The organism is Flavobacterium sp. T12S277 (genome assembly GCF_048514875.1).
GTDB lineage: Bacteria > Bacteroidota > Bacteroidia > Flavobacteriales > Flavobacteriaceae > Flavobacterium.
The window spans coordinates 46,993-65,753 of the sequence record NZ_JBLYEG010000007.1; the positions used below are offsets into that span (position 1 = coordinate 46,993).

At 37.2% G+C, this 18,761-nt stretch carries 16 protein-coding genes; 10 read left to right on the forward strand and 6 right to left on the reverse strand.

The annotated features are described in order from the left end of the window. Nucleotides 1–210 precede the first annotated feature (210 nt). Both ACN1CN_RS12015 and ACN1CN_RS12020 read right to left on the reverse strand, forming a co-directional pair. Nucleotides 211–2,364, reverse strand: a complete 2,154-nt coding sequence (locus ACN1CN_RS12015) for a prolyl oligopeptidase family serine peptidase (protein WP_419135834.1) — start codon at nucleotides 2,362–2,364, stop codon at nucleotides 211–213. Nucleotides 2,365–2,378: 14 nt separating this feature from the next. Beyond that, on the reverse strand, nucleotides 2,379–3,218 hold the full coding sequence (locus ACN1CN_RS12020) for a DUF6929 family protein (protein WP_419135835.1): 840 nt from the start codon (nucleotides 3,216–3,218) through the stop codon (nucleotides 2,379–2,381). Between the two features lie 108 nt (nucleotides 3,219–3,326). On the opposite strand from ACN1CN_RS12020, the gene ACN1CN_RS12025 reads away from it, so the two are divergent. The 6 genes from ACN1CN_RS12025 (at nucleotide 3,327) to ACN1CN_RS12050 (ending at nucleotide 10,541) form a co-directional block, all read left to right on the forward strand. Beyond that, on the forward strand, nucleotides 3,327–4,208 hold the full coding sequence (locus ACN1CN_RS12025; RefSeq protein WP_419135836.1) for a PPK2 family polyphosphate kinase: 882 nt from the start codon (nucleotides 3,327–3,329) through the stop codon (nucleotides 4,206–4,208). A 196-nt stretch (nucleotides 4,209–4,404) separates the two neighbouring features. Then, nucleotides 4,405–5,856 (forward strand): hypothetical protein, encoded by a 1,452-nt coding sequence (locus tag ACN1CN_RS12030; RefSeq protein WP_419135838.1) that lies wholly within the window; start codon nucleotides 4,405–4,407, stop codon nucleotides 5,854–5,856. Between the two features lie 96 nt (nucleotides 5,857–5,952). Beyond that, nucleotides 5,953–7,725, forward strand: a complete 1,773-nt coding sequence (locus tag ACN1CN_RS12035) for a cytochrome-c peroxidase (RefSeq protein ID WP_419135839.1) — start codon at nucleotides 5,953–5,955, stop codon at nucleotides 7,723–7,725. Nucleotides 7,726–7,895: 170 nt separating this feature from the next. Then, nucleotides 7,896–8,495 (forward strand): porin family protein, encoded by a 600-nt coding sequence (locus tag ACN1CN_RS12040; protein WP_264525029.1) that lies wholly within the window; start codon nucleotides 7,896–7,898, stop codon nucleotides 8,493–8,495. Nucleotides 8,496–8,619: 124 nt separating this feature from the next. Beyond that, the gene (locus ACN1CN_RS12045) at nucleotides 8,620–9,669 is read left to right on the forward strand and encodes a sensor histidine kinase (protein ID WP_264525028.1); all 1,050 of its coding nucleotides are present in this window, start codon (nucleotides 8,620–8,622) and stop codon (nucleotides 9,667–9,669) included. Between the two features lie 158 nt (nucleotides 9,670–9,827). After that, on the forward strand, nucleotides 9,828–10,541 hold the full coding sequence (locus ACN1CN_RS12050; RefSeq protein WP_264525027.1) for a LytR/AlgR family response regulator transcription factor: 714 nt from the start codon (nucleotides 9,828–9,830) through the stop codon (nucleotides 10,539–10,541). A 2-nt stretch (nucleotides 10,542–10,543) separates the two neighbouring features. On the opposite strand, the gene ACN1CN_RS12055 is transcribed toward ACN1CN_RS12050, so the two are convergent. Then, the gene (locus tag ACN1CN_RS12055) at nucleotides 10,544–11,479 is read right to left on the reverse strand and encodes a DUF6268 family outer membrane beta-barrel protein (RefSeq protein WP_419135840.1); all 936 of its coding nucleotides are present in this window, start codon (nucleotides 11,477–11,479) and stop codon (nucleotides 10,544–10,546) included. Between the two features lie 168 nt (nucleotides 11,480–11,647). Continuing rightward, nucleotides 11,648–12,151, reverse strand: a complete 504-nt coding sequence (locus tag ACN1CN_RS12060; protein ID WP_264525025.1) for a hypothetical protein — start codon at nucleotides 12,149–12,151, stop codon at nucleotides 11,648–11,650. 189 nt (nucleotides 12,152–12,340) lie between these two features. Here ACN1CN_RS12060 and ACN1CN_RS12065 point away from each other — a divergent pair, with 189 nt between their 5' ends. The 4 genes from ACN1CN_RS12065 to ACN1CN_RS12080 all read left to right on the forward strand — a co-directional run bounded on the left by ACN1CN_RS12065 (nucleotide 12,341) and on the right by ACN1CN_RS12080 (nucleotide 16,774). Beyond that, nucleotides 12,341–13,726: an MATE family efflux transporter gene (locus ACN1CN_RS12065; RefSeq protein WP_419135841.1), complete on the forward strand. Its 1,386-nt coding sequence runs from the start codon at nucleotides 12,341–12,343 to the stop codon at nucleotides 13,724–13,726. Between the two features lie 113 nt (nucleotides 13,727–13,839). Further along, on the forward strand, nucleotides 13,840–14,067 hold the full coding sequence (locus tag ACN1CN_RS12070; RefSeq protein ID WP_017495128.1) for a hypothetical protein: 228 nt from the start codon (nucleotides 13,840–13,842) through the stop codon (nucleotides 14,065–14,067). A 55-nt stretch (nucleotides 14,068–14,122) separates the two neighbouring features. Continuing rightward, nucleotides 14,123–16,063, forward strand: a complete 1,941-nt coding sequence (locus ACN1CN_RS12075; RefSeq protein WP_419135843.1) for an LTA synthase family protein — start codon at nucleotides 14,123–14,125, stop codon at nucleotides 16,061–16,063. A gap of 174 nt (nucleotides 16,064–16,237) precedes the next feature. Next, entirely contained in the window at nucleotides 16,238–16,774 is a 537-nt protein-coding gene (locus ACN1CN_RS12080) for a hypothetical protein (RefSeq protein ID WP_419135844.1), read from the forward strand. 21 nt (nucleotides 16,775–16,795) lie between these two features. On the opposite strand, the gene meaB is transcribed toward ACN1CN_RS12080, so the two are convergent. Beyond that, on the reverse strand, nucleotides 16,796–17,887 hold the full coding sequence (gene meaB, locus ACN1CN_RS12085; RefSeq protein WP_419135845.1) for a methylmalonyl Co-A mutase-associated GTPase MeaB: 1,092 nt from the start codon (nucleotides 17,885–17,887) through the stop codon (nucleotides 16,796–16,798). A 177-nt stretch (nucleotides 17,888–18,064) separates the two neighbouring features. Continuing rightward, nucleotides 18,065–18,706 (reverse strand): NAD(P)-dependent oxidoreductase, encoded by a 642-nt coding sequence (locus ACN1CN_RS12090; RefSeq protein WP_419135847.1) that lies wholly within the window; start codon nucleotides 18,704–18,706, stop codon nucleotides 18,065–18,067. Between the last annotated feature and the right edge of the window lie 55 nt (nucleotides 18,707–18,761).

Consider the following 18,761-nt stretch of genomic DNA (forward strand, 5'->3'; position numbering starts at 1 on the left):
AAAAAAGGCATTTATTTTTTTAATTTTTATTCGGTAGAGGGGTCTACTAACACATCTAAAGTACAATAAATTATCCACAAAGTTGTCATTCCGAGGAACGAGGAATCTTCGTAAAAAAGAATTCCGCAGCGACATCATGTGTTTCGCTGCGGAATTCGTTTGGAGAGGCTTTAAATATAAAAAGCTATTTCTTATCGGAAATATTTAGAATTATTTAATTTGAAATTTTGAATTACCAACCTGCCACAATGCAAAAGCAAACATATCGGCAGCATCGCCGTAGGTAATATTTAAATCGTTGGAAAAATGTCCGTTGGCATAATTGACATGCAATAAGATTGGTTTATCCGATCCATTGTCATTTTGTAAGACAGCGGCAAATTTTCCGGGTTCCCAAGGAGAAACTCTCGGGTCATTGATTCCGGTACGCAGCAATATTGCAGGATATTTTTCTCCTTTTCTAACTTTGCTCTGCGCATCCATTTCTAAGATGTGTTTGACATCTTCTTCCTTTTTTAAAGAACCGATTTCAGGTATCTGATTAGGACCATTTGGGGTTGTTTCCATTCGTATGGCATTGGTGCAGCCAACCTCAATAAGCGCCACTCCAAAAAGATCAGGACGTTCTGTAACGGCTCTTCCAATCAATATGCCGCCCATACTAACCCCGTTCCCGATAAGTTTATCAGCAGAGGTGTATTTTTCTTTGATCAGGTATTCTGAACAGGCAATAAAATCTTTCCAGGTGTTTGGTTTTGTTGCTTTCATACCACCTTTATGCCACTCATTACCTTTTTCACCACCACCTCGTACATGTGCGATGGCGATTATTGTGTTTTGTTCTAGCAATGCCATTAAGGAAGGGCCAATAAAACGTGGAGTTCTGCTGATCCCGTATGCACCATAACCCGAAATGTAACAAGGTGTAGAGCCATCCATTTTTATGTTTTTAGGATATATAACAGATAGCGGAACCATTACACCGTCATGACTTGGTACCTCGATTTCTTTTACGGTATAGAGTTGCGAATAGTCAGGATAAGCTTTACTGGATATAAATTGTTCAGCCTTAGTTAATTTTTCTGATACAGCATTATAATCATAATCTGCGGCAGGAGTAATCCAGCCAATATTGGTGAAGCTCATGTTGTCATTCTCACGAGGGGATAGCGCAGAGCCACCATTAGAGCCTTTTGGTAAAGGAATCATTTTAGTTTGCAATGTTTTTGCGTTAATTTGATATTTGTCCTGATTGATTCCGTCACTCAATGAATAATAAATAAAATTTTTAGATTGCTGCATTCTGCGAAGCACTTTGCTCGTTTCAGGAACCAAAATTGTCGCTTTACTAAAATCAGGATTTTTGATGTCTATAAAACCTATTTTGTAGTTTGGTGCATTTTTATGAGACAGGAAAAAAACTTTATCACCAATTATAAGACTGGTAATTACTTCATCTTCAAATTTAATTAGTGGTTTCCAGTTTATTTTGGCCTTATTTATCTCTGAGAATGGGGCATAAAAAGACAGTTCTTCATTTTTTGTAGATCCTATACGAAGTATGACATAGGAATAATCGTCAGAGAAGGATGTTTCCGGAAACTGCTCCGAAAGAAGATTTAAATTAGGGTTATTGTTTTTTGATGCCAGAATTTTGTCCGTTTCCGGATTGGTGCCAATAACATGAATCAAGGCTTTCATGTTTTTTAAAAATTCGTCGCTATTGCTATCCCCACTGCTCATTTTTGTGTAGGTTATAGCTTTGCTGTCCGGCGTAAACTCAAAATTAAATTCGCTCCAAACCGGGGTCAGTTTATCGGCAAGAAATGTTTTTGATTCGAGATCCATGATACGGAGTTCACAAACTTCGGAACCATTTTCGGCTAAAGTAATGGCTAATTTCTTTCTGTCAGGACTTATAACATATGCTGTAATTGTCGCTCCTTTTTTGAAGGTTTCGGGATCCAGCAATAAAATTTCGGCTCCATTGATTCCTTTTCTAAAGTACAATTTATCAATACCTTCTTCCTTTTTGTTTTTGGTATAATAATAATTTTCGCCTAATTGTTTGACTTCTCCATAGCTGTCTCCGCCTAAAGACTGAATTTCTTTCATTCTGTTAAAAAGAGCATCACGTCCGGGAATCTTTTTAATAACAGTATTGGTGTAATCCCCCTGATCTTTGAACCATTTTTGAACCTCAGGATTTTTCATGTCTTCAAGCCAGCGGTATGAATCAGTTATCTTAGTGCCAAAATAATCATCCACTACGGGATGCTCGGGAGTCGCCGGATATTGGTATTGTGCATGTGTAATTTGACTTGTAACAAAAATTAGAAGAGCTAAAGTGGTTTTCCGGATCATTTTTTTGTGGTAGTTTATAGTTTGTTGGGTAAAGTTAATTTATAAATCTTCGTTTCGAGAACTTCTGTGTCATTATCCTCACAAAGTAAAAACTCGATGGTATTATTTGACTTTTGGTAGAATGTCAGACCTTCAAATTTATTGGTTGAGGTGATTTTTTGAGTGAAATCGATTTTCATAGTTTTAAGGTCGATTCTTCCTATGAAACTTCCGAGAATCGCACCATCGTCATAGGTTGATTTGGTGTCTTCCGCGGTGGAAAGAAAATAGATTTTGTCTTCCACCAGTATAGCGTCGGTAAAACTAGAGCGAACGCCTTTTATTTTTGGAAGCTTATAATTGGTCGCAACCAGCGCAAATTCTTCTCCCAGACTTTTGGCGTGAATCGTAAAAATGGTGTTTTTGTTAGAGATTCCGTTACCGCGATTGAACAGGTACCAGTTCTCACCGTCGAAAATAGCACCTTCGAGATTAAAGTCTTCCGGTTTTATGTCGCCAAAACTCTGCATTAAGGCATATAAATCAACCAGATTATTTTTCTGTAAAATGCTTTTGTTTTTAAGATCGAATGCAATCATTTTGTTTCGGTTTTCGGTAGATCCGGAACCAAAAACATAAAGTGTATCGTTATGATGTGTCAAAGACTCAAAATCGGGTTTGAGATTTTTGGCAATATTTTGTGTTGGATTGTCAATTAACGGATGCTGATTTAATTGCTGATCCTGCATATGGTATTCGTATAAAAAACCGCTGTTATCGCCAATAATATAAAGTGAATTGTTGTTGAAAAATAATCCTGATGCTGACCCGATTCCGATGATTTGAAATAATATTTCTAAGGTGAATTTTTCCATGAATGTTGTTTTGTAAATAAAATTGCTGACTCCGAAAGTATTACAAGGAACAGCAGGAATATGCTTTGTAAAAATAGTATATTTACTATTACGAAAAAACTCATAAATATGAAATCAATAGATCCAAATGATTTTAAAGTCACAGATAAAATAAAATTGTCAAAGATTCCTACTTTGCTCGATCTTGATGCAGACAGTGAGGAGAAAGAAGCAAAACTCGATAAAGTTCAGGCCAAATTGAGTAAACAGCAGGATGCCATGTATGCGCATAACCGGTACGGTGTTTTGATTTGTTTGCAGGGAATGGATACTTCCGGAAAAGACAGTCTGATTAGGGAGGTTTTTAAAGAGTTTAATCCGCGTGGCGTGGTGGTGCATAGTTTTAAAACACCTACTTCGGCAGAGCTGGAACACGATTATTTGTGGAGACATTATATGGCTCTACCTGAAAAAGGGAAATATGCGATTTTTAACCGTACCCATTATGAGAATATTTTGGTAACCCGTGTGCATCCTGAGTTTATACTGAATGAAAATTTACCCGGAATTGAAACGGTAGAAGATATTCCGAAGGATTTTTGGAAAGACAGAATTGAACAAATCAATAATTTTGAAAAGCATATTACGCAAAACGGAACTATTGTACTGAAGTTTTATCTCCATTTGAGTAAAGAGGAACAACGTAAACGTTTACTGCGAAGACTGGAAGAAGAAAAACACAATTGGAAATTCTCGCCGGGTGATTTAAAAGAACGTGCACATTGGGAGGAATATCAGCATTATTATGAAGAAGCGATAAACAAAACTTCGACAAAAGATGCTCCGTGGTACGTAATTCCGGCCGATGATAAAGAAATGGCACGATACATTGTCGCCAAAACCATTTGGGAAGAAATGCAGAAGCATACCGACATTAAAGAGCCTGAGTTACCGGAGAGTATAAAGGTTAATATTAAAATGTATAAAGAGCAATTAGAAAACGAGTCTTAAAATAAGGCTCTTTTTTTTTGCGCTAATGTTACTGTAAGTTTATGAGTGTTTTGTAGTACTAAATTAATGTTAACATTTTTTTGCTTTGTAGCATTTTTTTAGCGAACAGTTGTTTTTTTGATAATATCTAAATCATTTTAAGTTAAAGAGCAGGAGGTTACTTTGTAAAAAAAATAGAAACCAACTTTTTAACTACATGAAAAGAATTATTTTACCCCTAATTATGTTAGGTTCGTTGCTTACATCTTGTAATAACGATTCTAAAGACGAAGCAGAAGCAACAAGTGTTGTACTGAAGGATCAATCTGTAACACCAAGTTTAATAAAAGCTCAGGCAGGATTTGAAAGTTTGAAAATTTACTCTCTTTTTAGTTCAGATGATGTTTTTGCAGATAGTCCTAATTTTGTTTTTGGAGGTTCTGCTGATGGTTCAGGTCTATTGAAAAATACAGACGGAACTTTTACTTTTTTAGTAAACAACGAAGACAATTTTGCGGTTTCGAGAATTACTTTAGACAAAACATTCAAACCGACAAAAGGAGAATATTTGTTAAACTCTAGTGGAGGAACCTGGAGATTATGTGGAGCTACTATGGCTACTCAGGCTGAACACGGTTTTGGACCACTTTATTTAACTTGTGGAGAGTCTGGAGAAGAGTCTCGTACGCATGCTTTAGATCCGTACGCTAGTGCAGGAGGAGCATCAGTATCTAAAGAATTAGCAGGTTTCGGGCGTTTAAGCGCCGAGAATGCTTTACCATTACGTTCTTCTGCTTACAAAGGAAAAACAGTTGTCGTAATTGGCGATGATGATTCAGGAACTTACGGAGGTCAGGTTTTTATGTATGTATCAAACACTGTTGGTGATTTAGCCGGAGGATCTTTGTACATGCTAAAAAGAAATGACAGCAACCAAAGAGAGAAAGACATGGAAGTAGACAAAACATATCCTGTTTCTTTTGTGAAAATTGACAATCATACTACTTTAACAGGAGCTCAAATCAATGCCTCTGTAAATACTTTGAAAGCGATTAAATTTGGTCGTGTGGAAGATTTAGATTACCGCAAAGGAGGTAACAATGCTGACCGTGAATTGTACTTTAACGTAACAGGACAAGATATTACCGGAACAAATGCTGATGGTTCAAGAACAAAATACGGTAGAGTTTACAGATTAAATCTTGATGCTGCCGATCCGTTAAAAGGAACTTTAGAACTAGTTTTGGATGGTGACGTTCGCAGTGGAAAAGCTGGGAAATTTCAAAACCCGGATAACATTTGTGTAACTTCTAACTACGTTTACGTTCAGGAAGATGCAAACGGATACGGTGACGAAACACACGATGCTTACATTTACCAATACAATATCGCTACAAAAGAGCTAAAAGTGGTACTGGAATTAGACCACCGTCGTACTCAGGCTGATGCTTCGAAATACAACGTAGGGAAACTATCTAAATTCGGAGACTGGGAATACGGTGCTATGATCGATGTTTCAGATCAGTTGGGTATTCCGGATACTTTTATGTTAAGCATACAGCCTCATACCTGGACTGGTGATAAATATAAAGGAGTTGACGGAGGAACAAATCGTCCGAACGAGCAACAAGCAAGTCAAATCGTAGTCATTAAAGGTTTAGCGAGATAAATTTTTAAAGCATTACCAAACAGTCATCCACTACTTCAATTTGAGGTAGTGGTTTCTGTTTTTCTGAATATTCCCCCTTTTAATTTATAATACAAGATGAAAAAAATATACGGTTTGTTTTTTCTGTTGGCGTTTGTTGCCTGCCAGAAAAAGGACAAACATCAGGAAGTAAACGAACTGTTTCAGTCCGATATTACTTTACTGATTGAAAAAGTAGCCAAACTGAAATATTCCGTACAGTCGGATTCTACCGAAGCACAAATTCAGCGACAATTTCTCGAAGCACATCAAAGCTATAAAAAGGTTGAAATGATAAGTGAGTATTATTCGCCGGCCGTTTCCAAAGCAATAAATGGTCCTGCAATACCGGAGTTTGAGGAAAACGATAAAGTGACAGTTCCGCCCGAAGGATTTCAGGTTATTGAGGAATTGGTTTTTCCGAAGTACAGCAAAGAAAGCAAAAAAGATCTGTTGCAGGAATTGGGTGTCCTTTCGGCTAATTTGGTTCGTCTGGAGAAAGTTTCCAGTTCAAATCAATTAACAGACGCGCATGTTTTTGATGCGATGCGGCTGGAAGTATACCGAATTGTTACCTTAGGAATTACAGGATTTGATTCGCCTGTTGTGCTGAATTCACTTCCCGAAGCTTTGGTCGCTTTAGAAACCATCGAAAAATATTATCAGGTTTACGTGGAGAATAATGCGGTTTCCAATTCAGGTCAGGTACTTGGAATATTAAAGAAAGGGCAGCAGTATTTAAAAACAAATACCAACTTTAATGCTTTTGACCGTGCTTATTTTATCAAAGAAATTGCCAACCCGCTAAACAAAGGATTGTTTCAAACCCGATCTGAATTGGGGATTCCGCTCATGAAAGAGCAAAGAGGTTTAAAAGTAACAGCACAAACTTTATTCGATCCGGAGGCATTTGATCCCGAAGCTTTTTCCGGTTTCCCGGATTACAAAACAACGCCGGAGAAAATTGCTTTAGGAAAAAAACTGTTCAACGATCCTGTTTTGTCGGGTAATAACACCCGTTCCTGCGCCTCGTGCCATCATGCCGATAAAGCTTTTACAGATGGTTTGGAAACCGCGGTTTCATTAGACGGAAAATCAATGCTTCAGCGCAATACGCCCACACTGAACAATATCGCTTTTCAGCGTGTGTTTTTTGCAGATTCAAGAGTCAGTTATCTCGAAGATCAGGCAGTCGCCGTCATTAAAAATGAAAACGAAATGCACGGTTCTCTCGAGAAATCTGCTTTAGTACTTCAAAAGGATGCGAACTATGTGAGAGACTTCAAAAAAGCTTTTCCAAAAGGAACAATAAACGAATTTGAGATCAAAAATGCTTTGGCTTCTTATATTCGTTCGCTAAGTCAATACGATTCGAAGTTTGATGGGTATATGCAAAACAAAGCGTCTTTTACAGCGGATGAAAAAGCAGGTTTTAACTTGTTTGCGGGGAAGGGCAAATGTGCAACCTGTCACTTTATTCCGCTTACCAACGGAACAGTTCCTCCTAATTTTGACCGATCGGAAAGCGAAATATTGGGCGTTCCGAATAAAAGTAAAAAACTAGACGGAGATCTGGGGAAATTTGTGATTACTCAGGCAGCGATTCATAAACATTCGTTTAAAACACCAACCATCCGAAATATAACACTTACCGCTCCCTACATGCACAATGGCGTTTACAAGACACTGGAAGAGGTAGTTGATTTTTATAATGAAGGAGGAGGGTTAGGCTTAGGATTTGATGTTCCGAACCAAACCTTACCCGAAGACAAATTAAACTTATCCGACTTGGAGAAAAAACAGCTTATCGCCTTTATGAGAACGCTTACCGATAAAAAGTATTTGAAATAATAAAACGTTTTTTTTAAAATTAAACCCGACAGGTTTTTAAAACCTGTCGGGTTTGTTTTGTAATAGTTCAATAATTCCGTTAGTCAACACCCAGCTGCCGTTCATCAAACTAATTTTAAAAGCGTTTCAGATTTGTACTCCTTTGCATCAAATTAATAAAAACTATTATCATGAACACGTACAAATTAGTATTGCTTACAACGGTTTTCGCATTTGCCTTATTCTCTTCTAAAATGCATGCACAATCTCCGCTTCCCATTCACATCGGAATAAAAGCAGGGTCAAATTATGCTGAACTTCCAGTTTCAAACGGTTTTGATTCAAAATATGCCGCTGGTTTTTTTGGTGGTGCCATGGCTCGATTTGACTTCAAACGTTTCTATGTTCAAAATGAAATTTTGTATAGTGAGAAATCTTCTAAAATTGAAAGAACAGCCCAATCGTCTTCTAAAAATGCAACCTGGAGAAGTCTCGAAATGCCACTGTTAATTGGGTACAAAGTAATTGATCAATCTGTTCTGAAGGTAAAGGTTTTTGGAGGTGGAGTCTATTCTTATGTACTGGATGAAAATTTTTCTTCACTAAATCAATTAAAAACGTCCTACGGGAAATTTGATAAATCAAATATAGGCTATCAGGTTGGGGCAGGAATCGAAATGTGGAAGTTTACTTTTGATGTTACCTATCAGGGAGGATTGAATAACCTGAGCAAAGAATTTAGCTCGAAACCAAATTCGTTTAACGTCAGCGTTGGTTATTTTATATTTTAAGCGTTCATTATGGAGTGAACCTTGTCAGCAGCAAAGAATCTTTTGGGTTCTTTGCTGTTTGTTTAAAAAATATAGGGCTATTTTTGGACCTAAAGTTTCTTATGAATTTTATATTCTTTATTAAATGATTACAAAAAGTAAAAACAGACACTGGATATTTTTAGTCTTTTTTTGGTGCATACTCGGGATAACGATCTGGTCGCAGATGATAGAGGCTTATGGCTTTTTATCAGCTGCTTCTCAGGCTTTTTTGGTTTTATTATGTTCTTGTCTTTTGGCACATTTTTTAAGTGATGTGTTATTACCATATGCCTTGCGCAAAAGAAGAATGGCGCTATTTGCCGTACAAAGCGTTATTATAGTTTTGGTACTTTCCTTTTGTCTGGCCATTGTCTATGCTGTTTTTTCCAATACCTATTCTCGCGCACGTTTATATCCGGATGAAGCCCACATGACTTCAATGCAGTTTTTATGGGCAAGATTTTTTGGCAGCATTCCCGCAGCCATTTTGATTTGCGGTACGGCCTGCGGACTTCGATTTTATCAGGAACATAATGTAATCGAACGCAACCATGCACAGCTGCAACAGGTACATCTCGAGGCGCAAATCAGGATTTTACAGGATCAGATCAATCCGCATCTCATGTTTAACGTACTCAATCACATTCATATTTTAATGCAGAGCAATGTGAAACTGGCTTCGGATTTACTCGTTCAGTTCTCCGATATTTTAAGGTATCAGCTGTATGAATGCAACAAAGAATATGTGCCGCTGCAGCTTGAAATAAAATACCTCAAAGATTTAATTGCAGTCGAAGAAACGCGATGGGGCAACGAATTAGAAGTAAAATGCAAATGGAGAATCGAAGATGCTCAGCTTCAGATTGCGCCCTTGCTTTTGGTTCCGTTAATCGAAAATGCTTTTAAACACGTTTCAAGACTTCCCAATCAAAGAGGTTATGTGCATTTGTCGTGCAAACAGACGGCTAAACAATTGCATTTTAAAATCGAAAACTCCTATACCGAGCAATATAAAATCCCTTCAAAAAACCAGGGACTTGGACTTGAAAATGTCAAAAAAAGACTCGCGATTCAATACCCCGAAAAACATCAGCTCAAGATCAACAAAACCGATGCGGATTTTACGGTGACGGTGGATTTAGATTTAAAATAAAAGGGTGTAACGTTCACAATAGCTCAATGCCCTTAAGTTAAAAGATTTTAGATTGAAGATTAACGATTGCAGATTTTTGATTGGGTAAAAAGAAAGAAAAAATCTGCCTGATCTGCGGGATCTGCGAGAGAAAAAAAAATAATAAAAAACAGCAAAATATGAACATGAAATGCCTTGTTATCGACGACGAACCTATCGCAAGAAACGGAATAGTAGATTTTGTTTCTAAAATTGATTTTCTCGAAGTGGCGGGTACTTGTGCCTCCGCTTTAGAAGCCACGTCCTACATTCAGGAAAAGCAGGTCGATTTGCTGTTTCTGGATATTAACATGCCCTATCTCTCCGGATTAGAGTTTTTAGAATCGCTGGACAATCCGCCTTTGGTCATTTTTACAACGGCTTATTCGGAATATGCCTTGGAGGGTTACCGTTTGCAGGTTGTTGATTATTTATTAAAACCTATAACGTTTCAGCGTTTTTATCAGGCCGCTCTAAAAGCAAAACAATGGCATCAGATGACAGCTTCTCCAAAGCAAAATCAATTAGATCCCTATTTGTATGTGCGTCAGGAGGAAGGTTTTCAAAAAATTTCCTGGCTGGATATCCTTTATATCGAAGGCATGCAAAACTATGCAAAACTACATTTTAAAGACAAGGTTCTTGTCATTCACCAGACAATGATCTCATTAGAAGAAACACTTCCAACAGAGATTTTCTTCAGAATTCACAAATCGTTCCTTGTTAATATTACCCATATTGATTCTGTTGCGGGTGGACGATTGTTTGTAAAAGGACAAGAACTACCCATTTCAAGAACGCGCCGCGAAGCATTGTTGAAAGAGGTAGTCTATAAAAATTTATTAAGCCGTTAATCCTAGAATGCCCATTTTAGGGCTACGGCTCCGTAAAATGTAGTAGTAAATCTTGGGTTGGCCATATCTTTTTCCTTAAAAATGTCCTTGATTTTTCTATTGGTACTGGAGAAATTGCGTAAAAGTGTTGTCCCCGCTGTTGGTTGCAGTCTCCAGTGTTTACCCAATTTGATCTCAGGTTGTATACCGGCAATAATTTGCTGGTAACCCAATAGTGTTGATTTATTGTTGACTCTCGTTTCGGCAGTCATTCCGCTCAATTCGACAACCGTTTTTAAATCAAAAGTGTCAGATATGCGATACCCAAATTCCAAACTTTCCGGAAAAGTAATTTTGAAATGCCAGGCACCTCTTGATTCCCAATTAAAATAAATTCCGGGAAGCACCATCGGAACACCAAAACTATTGGTTAAAACAGGCCCCATACCAAAAGACATGTTTGGATTGAATTGTTTAATAAAAAAGACACCTCCCTGAAACAATACATCCTCTTTGTTAATTTCGACCATATCGGTGTAAACTCCCACCGAAGCTACAATCATCAAAGACCAGGATTTAGAAATAGAGCGTAAATGTTTAACTCCCACCTGGGCGTTCAGCAATTCATTAGGAAAACCATTCTGAAACTCTATAGGAAGAGAGGGAGCCTCATAATTTTTATTTTCCATTCGGGCATAACTCCCAGTTGCAAAAAGCGACCAGAGTTTTGGACGATTGTATTGGTCCATTTCCAGCGATAGGGGTAGCTCAAAAGCAAGCTGAACTCTTTTAAAATTACTTTCAGCGTTTGTTTTGGTACTGTCCATTGGTCGTACGTAATTGGAAAAAGGGACATAATCGACTTTAAATTCTCCAGAGAATTTTGATTGTGATCGGACACAAGTGCTGATCAGTAAAAAGAAAAAAAGCTGTGCTAAATAAAAAACTGTTTTGTTCATGATTGGATTAATTTTTCTGCGAATTACCGCGTTCTAAACCAATCACGAAAAATCATTTGACTAATGGCAGTTATCTTTTGACCAATGGTATAAAAAAAACAAAACCCGATAGATCTTACTCTCTACCGGGTTCATACCAAAAACAAAAAAATAAATTAAACTCAATCTCTATAAATTAAAACCATAGGCTAAGCGCAAAGCAACCTGATTGGTTTTGAATTTATTATAATCTTCATAACGAACACTAATGTCAATGTATTTATTGGCGTACCCAATTCCAGGTGCCCATAAAAAAGTAGTATCGTCATAACCGTTTGTAACGGCAAAACCAGCTCCCACTTCTCCTAAAACATAAAACTGATCTTCCCAGATAAAAGCTTTAAAACCCGCTTTCGCCGGAATAAATCCAAGATCTTTTGCTTCGTCTTTCATAAACAGATTGGTAAAACCTGTAGTCAGGGTCAGCGATGTTTTTTTAGATAAATCATATTGCAGACGAACATCCCCGCCAAGTGACCATTTATAGTCATTGTCGGTTGGGATACCACCATTTAAACCAAAGCCTAATCTAAAACCCTGATTGTAATCTTTAACGGCATTGTCCTGAGCAAAAGTTGTATTGGCGTATAGTAAAGCGAAGGCAGCAAGGCATAACATTTTTAAATTTCTCATGACCATCTATTTTGAATTTCTAATACTGTAAAAATACTTTCAAGACCTCAGGAGAGCGTTATATAATTTTTCATAATTGTTATATAATATCAGGTTAGTTAAAAAATGCCTTAATGTTTGCTTATGTTTTTAATCGTACCAAAGAATCCAAAGCTTCTGATTATCTTTGCCGACTAAAATAGAAGAGAAGTGAATTTAAAGCAGTATACCAAAGAGTTTTCATATAATTTAAAATTAGCATACCCCATTATATTAGGAATGGTCGGACATACCTTAATTGGTATCGTCGACAACATAATGGTTGGAAAGTTAGGAAGTACGGAATTAGCGGCAGTTTCATTAGGAAACAGTATGATCTTTATCGCCATGTCGTTGGGGATTGGTTTCTCTACCGCCATCACACCAATCGTAGCAGAAGGAGATGCCGAAAAAAATGATGGTAAAATTCGCTCTGCATTTCACCACGGATTGTTTTTGTGCATACTGTTAGGATTGTTTCTTTTCGGAATTATAGTGCTCGCAAAACCTATAATGGAGTTGCTGCAGCAGCCTGCTGATGTAATTGCGCTTGCAAAACCTTATCTGGATTGGGTTGCTTTCTCTTTGATTCCGCTGATTGTATATCAGGGATACAAACAATTTGCTGACGGACTTTCGATGACCAAATATTCAATGTACGCCATGATTATGGCCAACGTACTGCATGTTGGAATTAACTATGTATTGATTTACGGGATCTGGATTTTTCCAAAAATGGGAATTATTGGTGCTGCTTTGGGGACTGTAATTTCAAGAATATTTTTGGTCATGTTCATGCACATCATGCTTTCCAGAAGAGAAGATTTGAAACGTTTTTTCAAAAACTTCAGCTTTGATGAAATTAAAAAAGAAACTCTGAAAAAAATAATCAATATCGGATTTCCATCGGCCATGCAAATGCTTTTTGAAGTAGTTTTGTTTACAGCGTCGATCTGGCTTTGCGGGAACATTGGAAAAACCAGTCAGGCAGCCAATCAAATTGCTTTAAGTCTGGCGTCTATGACCTTTATGTTTGCGATGGGATTGAGTGTGACTTCGATGATCAGAGTAAGCAATCAAAGAGGTTTGATGGATTATAAAAATTTAGTTGTGGTGGCCCGTTCGATCTTTTTACTGGCGATTATAATTGAAACCTTTTTTGCGATACTGTTTGTAGCGTTTCACGATTTCCTTCCACATATCTTTTTGAATATGGAAAACGGAGGTCAGCTTCTCGATAACAATGAGGTAATTGGTATTGCTTCAAAATTACTTTTAATAGCGGCCGTTTTTCAAATTTCTGACGGAATTCAGGTTGTCGTTCTGGGGGCTTTACGTGGTTTGCAGGATGTGAAAATCCCGATGTACATTACCTTTGTAGCCTATTGGATAATTGGTTTTCCAATTTCATATTATCTGGCTGAATATACCGAATTAAAAGCACAGGGGGTTTGGATCGGACTTTTGGCCGGATTGACCACAGCCGCAATATTTCTTTATATTCGTTTTCATTACCTGACCAAAAAATTAATCAGAAATTCAGTTTCAAATACTTAAATTTGAACGGCAAAAGAATCAGCCACAGCTAAAAAGGATTCGCAAAGTATGCTGAAAGCACTTTAAACCATTGCAGTCTGTGAACCAATAAATAAAATAATAAATAAATAAAAATGGAATTACCTAAATTTTTACTCGGAGACAATACTGATTTTCCAGATGATATTTTCATCATTCACCTGGATTATCCAAGATTCATAATCAACTTAAAAGATGATGAGGTAGAATTCATGGAAGAAGCAGAAGATCTTGACGAAGCAGAATTAAATGCGGAGATGGAAGGTTTAATTGTTTTGGCCAATGAGTTTTACGATAGGGAAATAAATCGTTACGAAGAGTAAAGACATCCGGTGTCTTTAGAATAGGCCCCAATCCCAAAACATTTAAATCTTTCTAATGAAAAAATTAAGTTTTTTAAAACCCATCATCAATTTCATAGCAATCGGATTGTTGATTACTACTTTAAGCCGACTATTTTTGTTCTTTATTTTTAAAGACAGGGTAGTAGAAACGCCAAACTTTTGGTACATCTTCCCAATCGGATTGCGAATGGACATGATTTTATTGTGTTACTTGTCTTTCCTGCCGGCAGTCTTAATTACTTTTCTGCCGAATAAAGCACTGAAGTTCACCAATAATTTTTTGGTCATTTACAGCTTTTTATTCCTGTTTCTGATTCTTTTTGTAGAGTTGGCAACACCCGATTTTGTAAAACAATACGACACACGTCCGAATAAAATTTTCTTAGACTACCTGATTTATCCTAAAGAAGTAGTCGGAATGCTTTTAAAAAGTTATCTGACTTCGATCATCGTGACTTTTATAATTTTGGGAGTAGTCTTGTATTTTGCTTTCAAAAAAGGGAAAAAGTATTTCTATACCAGCAGTACCGACTATAAATTTAAACTGATGCTTTTTCCATTAGTGGCTTTTTTATTGTTTTTTGGAGCGCGTTCAAGTCTTACTTCAAAACGTCCGATCAATGCTAGTAATGCAGTATTTTCAACCGATCAGTTAACCAATACTTTGGGATTGAATTCTTTTTATACGGTAGCTTTTGCGGCTTATTCGATTAAAAATGAAGGAAACACCAAGATGTACGGTAAAATGGAAGAAGCCGAGGCGATCGCCCGTGTAAAAAAATACATGCTGGCAGGACCTGGTGATTTTACAGATGCCGAAATTCCGTTTTTACATGTACAGCAACCGGACACACTATTGAAGAAACCATACAATTTAGTTATTTTTCTACAGGAAAGTTTAGGAGCGGAGTACGTTGGAATTTTAGGAGGAAAACCATTGACGCCCGAATTTGATAAACTGTCTAAAGAAGGTTTGTTGTTCACCAATTTGTATTGCACAGGAACGCGAAGTGTACGCGGAATCGAAGCGGTAGTAACCGGATTTTTGCCTTCACCTTCAGAAAGTGTAGTGAAATTAGGAAACTCACAGCAAGGATTTTTTACGTTGGCCGATGCGTTAAAACAAAAAGGATATGACACCAGTTTTATTTATGGTGGAATGGCAAATTTTGACAATATGGCTTCCTTTTTTAACGGAAATGGATTTCAGGATATTGTAGATCAGGAAGATTTTGAATCGGATGGAAACAAATATGCTTTTAAAGGAACCTGGGGATATTCAGATGAAGATCTGGTAACCAAAGCCAATAATTATTTTAAAGCAAAAGGAGACAAACCTTTCTTCTCTTTAATGTTTTCGACTTCCAATCATGAGCCTTTTGAATATCCTGCGGGAAGAATCAAACCTTACGATGCCAAACCGGCAACCGTAAACAATGCTATGAAATATGCCGATTTCTCTATTGGGAAATTTTTCGAAATGGCTAAAAAAGAACCGTATTTCAAAAACACCATTTTTATCGTAATCGCGGATCACAACACCAGAACCTACGGTAAAAATTTAGTGCCGATTAACAAGTTTCACATTCCGGCTCTTATCATGGGGCCTGGCGTTCAAAAAGGAGCTGTTTACAGTAAATTGGCCAGTCAGATCGATATTCCGCCAACTTTATTGAGTTATTTGGGACTTCCGTTTGAAACACCTATGGTAGGAAGAAACCTGAACAAACTGGATGCGAAAACACAAGGAAGATCCATCATGCAATTCAACGATATCAATGCTTTCAGAGTCGAAAATCAGGTCGTAATTATGCAGCCTAATTTGAAACCCTTACAGTTTGAAATTAAAAACGACACTACTTTAATTCCAGTTAAATTAAATGAAGACTTAGCAAAAGATGCTTTGGCACATGTTATAACTGCAGGCAATTTGTACAAGCAGAATAAATATAAACTTAGGGATAAGAAAAAGTAATTTTCAACTTATTGTAAAAAAAAGCTGCTAAGTAATTTCATACTTAGCAGCTTTTTTTTTGTTAAAATTTAAAAATAGGGGGTAACATAAAATAAATTTAATTGATCTATACTAAACCAAAAGGCGTAACCTGAAAAGCCAGTGATAGAGTAGGGACCATTAAATTTATTTATTATGAAAAAATTACCACAAAAAAAATCTGAAGTGTTAAAAGTAATGTTAGTTGTTGTATCTGCCGCTCTTTTTATAAGCTGCAATAACGAATCTGTTGAAGATCAAAATACTCAATTATCAGACACAGAGCAGCAAAATCAACCCAATACTCAAAGAATCTACTTCCACGATTCATTTATTGTACGAAATTGGGGATCGCATAATATTGACTGCAGTCAGCCAAACGGGTTCTGTCCTGATATTTATACCTTTGATTGGCACTACCTTAACCTTTTTAAGCCAAATGCTACCGGAACACCAGTACGTGTTAGAAATGAAAAAGGAAATTTTGTTATGGAAATTCAAAAAAGTGCTTTGACTACTGAGCATCACAAAGATTTAGTAAGAGATGGAGAAGTTTTTGTAATACCTGAAGGACAGACTATAGCTCCGGAATTAGTTAAAGATTTAAAATTCAATTCAAACATTTTAGTTCCCGGTAAATACCTTATTCAACAAAGTGAAACGACTTATACAATTTCAATTAATGTAAAGTAAATGAAAAATAGCTTTAAGAAATTAGAAGCTGTTTTTATAGGTATCTAATAAAAACTGAGCGGCTGCAAAAGGTGATATTTCATCATTTTGCACCGCTTTTTTGATTTGTAGCAATTGCCCAATAATCTCAGGATGATTGTAAAAGTTTGATTTCAAATGCTCATCAATGGTTTCCATCATCCAGAATTGGTTTTGTTCTTTTCGTCTTTCCTGGAAGAAACCAGTTGAGGTAGTTGTTTCCGTATAATCAGAAATCGTAGTCCAGATCTCCGAAATACCTTCTTTGGTGATGGCACTGCAGGTAGTGACTTTTGGCTGCCAGTTTGATTTTTTGGGAGGGAATAAATGCAAAGCCCTGTTGAATTCCAGTTTGGCCTGATTGGCTTTTTTGATGTTGTCACCATCGGCTTTATTGATTACGATAGCATCGGCCATTTCCATAATGCCGCGTTTGATACCCTGAAGTTCGTCGCCGGCACCGGAAATTTTTAGTAGTAAGAAAAAGTCCACCATGCTGTGAACAGCGGTTTCACTTTGCCCTACACCAACCGTTTCAATAACAATCGTATCAAAACCTGCGGCTTCACATAAAATAATCGATTCTCGTGTTTTACGGGCTACACCGCCTAAAGTATCTCCCGAAGCACTTGGTCTGATAAAAGCATTTTCATCTTTTACGAGTTCTTCCATACGGGTTTTATCGCCTAGAATACTTCCATGCGAAATAGAGCTGCTGGGATCAACTGCCAGAACCGCGACTTTTTTCCCCAATTGGGTTAAATAGCTTCCAAAAGTTTCAATAAAAGTACTTTTACCAACACCGGGAACCCCCGTGATTCCGATTCGGATGGATTGATTGGCATGCGGTAAACAACCTTTTATAACTTCGTTCGCTTTTGCAGTATGTTCCGGATTGGTACTTTCCACCAGTGTGATAGCACGACTCAGCGCCGTAATATTTCCCGATAAAACACCCGCAATCAATTCAGATGAAGAAGGTTGCTGTCTTCTGTTTTTTTTAATTTGTTGAATAGCCGAAACATTGGTGATTTCTGGAGGAGAAATTCCGGCTTTTTCGTGCAAACTACCTGATCGTTTTTTTGAAGCTGACAAAATATACTTTTTGGTAGTGTAAAAGTACAGAAAACAAAAACAGTTTCAAAAAGGATTTTTTTTTTACAAAGGGGCAGAGGTTCAAAGGGACAGAGGTACAAAGGTACAAAGGGACAGAGGTACAAAGAGGAAAAACCTTTGCAACTTCGCCTCTTTGTACCTTTGCCCCTTAAATACTTAATAAGCTGCTGTAAAACGAACCTGATGGTGTTTTGGGGTTTCGGTTTCGTCAGCAATTACAACGGCTAAATCTTCTACAGATAAAATACTTCTCTGATCATCATTAAAAACAGGATTGTCTAATCCTAAACGGTATTTTCCTGTTCTTCCGGTGGTGATACCATGATGCATTTCAAAAGCCGGACTAAAGAAAGCCCAATCCAGTTCTTTTTCTTCTTTCAGTATATTTAAATAATCTCTTGCTGCGGTTGCTCCGGCATAGTATTCTTTTGGAAAATCGGGAGTGTCAACAGCTTGTAGACCAGGAGCTACAAATAAACTTCCTGCTCCTCCGATCGTAATAAAACGTTTTACACCGGATTGTTTTACGGCTTCCTGAATTGCTTTTGATCCGGCAATAAAATCGTCGTAGATGTTTGGGTTGGTCCATCCTGCGTTGTAAGCATTAACAACGACATCATTTCCTTTTAAAATTGCTGCGAGAGCAGGTACATCAAAAATGTCTGCGCTTTTCCAGTTTACATTTGAGTTGTCTTTCGGATTTCTGGCAATAGCCGTGATCTCATGATTTCTGCTTGCTAATTCGTTTAAAATGGCAGTACCAACAAATCCGGTTGCTCCAATAATTGCGATTTTCATAATATATAAATTTAATTAGTAATAAAAAATGTTACAGTTTAGTGTAAAAAAATAG

Coding starts and splice junctions, on each gene's coding strand:
- ACN1CN_RS12015 (WP_419135834.1), bottom strand. CDS start 2,364: ATGATCCGGAAAACCACTTTAGCTCTTCTAATTTTTGTTACAAGTCAA.
- ACN1CN_RS12020 (WP_419135835.1), bottom strand. CDS start 3,218: ATGGAAAAATTCACCTTAGAAATATTATTTCAAATCATCGGAATCGGG.
- ACN1CN_RS12025 (WP_419135836.1), top strand. CDS start 3,327: ATGAAATCAATAGATCCAAATGATTTTAAAGTCACAGATAAAATAAAA.
- ACN1CN_RS12030 (WP_419135838.1), top strand. CDS start 4,405: ATGAAAAGAATTATTTTACCCCTAATTATGTTAGGTTCGTTGCTTACA.
- ACN1CN_RS12035 (WP_419135839.1), top strand. CDS start 5,953: ATGAAAAAAATATACGGTTTGTTTTTTCTGTTGGCGTTTGTTGCCTGC.
- ACN1CN_RS12040 (WP_264525029.1), top strand. CDS start 7,896: ATGAACACGTACAAATTAGTATTGCTTACAACGGTTTTCGCATTTGCC.
- ACN1CN_RS12045 (WP_264525028.1), top strand. CDS start 8,620: ATGATTACAAAAAGTAAAAACAGACACTGGATATTTTTAGTCTTTTTT.
- ACN1CN_RS12050 (WP_264525027.1), top strand. CDS start 9,828: ATGAACATGAAATGCCTTGTTATCGACGACGAACCTATCGCAAGAAAC.
- ACN1CN_RS12055 (WP_419135840.1), bottom strand. CDS start 11,479: ATGAACAAAACAGTTTTTTATTTAGCACAGCTTTTTTTCTTTTTACTG.
- ACN1CN_RS12060 (WP_264525025.1), bottom strand. CDS start 12,151: ATGAGAAATTTAAAAATGTTATGCCTTGCTGCCTTCGCTTTACTATAC.
- ACN1CN_RS12070 (WP_017495128.1), top strand. CDS start 13,840: ATGGAATTACCTAAATTTTTACTCGGAGACAATACTGATTTTCCAGAT.
- ACN1CN_RS12075 (WP_419135843.1), top strand. CDS start 14,123: ATGAAAAAATTAAGTTTTTTAAAACCCATCATCAATTTCATAGCAATC.
- ACN1CN_RS12080 (WP_419135844.1), top strand. CDS start 16,238: ATGAAAAAATTACCACAAAAAAAATCTGAAGTGTTAAAAGTAATGTTA.
- ACN1CN_RS12090 (WP_419135847.1), bottom strand. CDS start 18,706: ATGAAAATCGCAATTATTGGAGCAACCGGATTTGTTGGTACTGCCATT.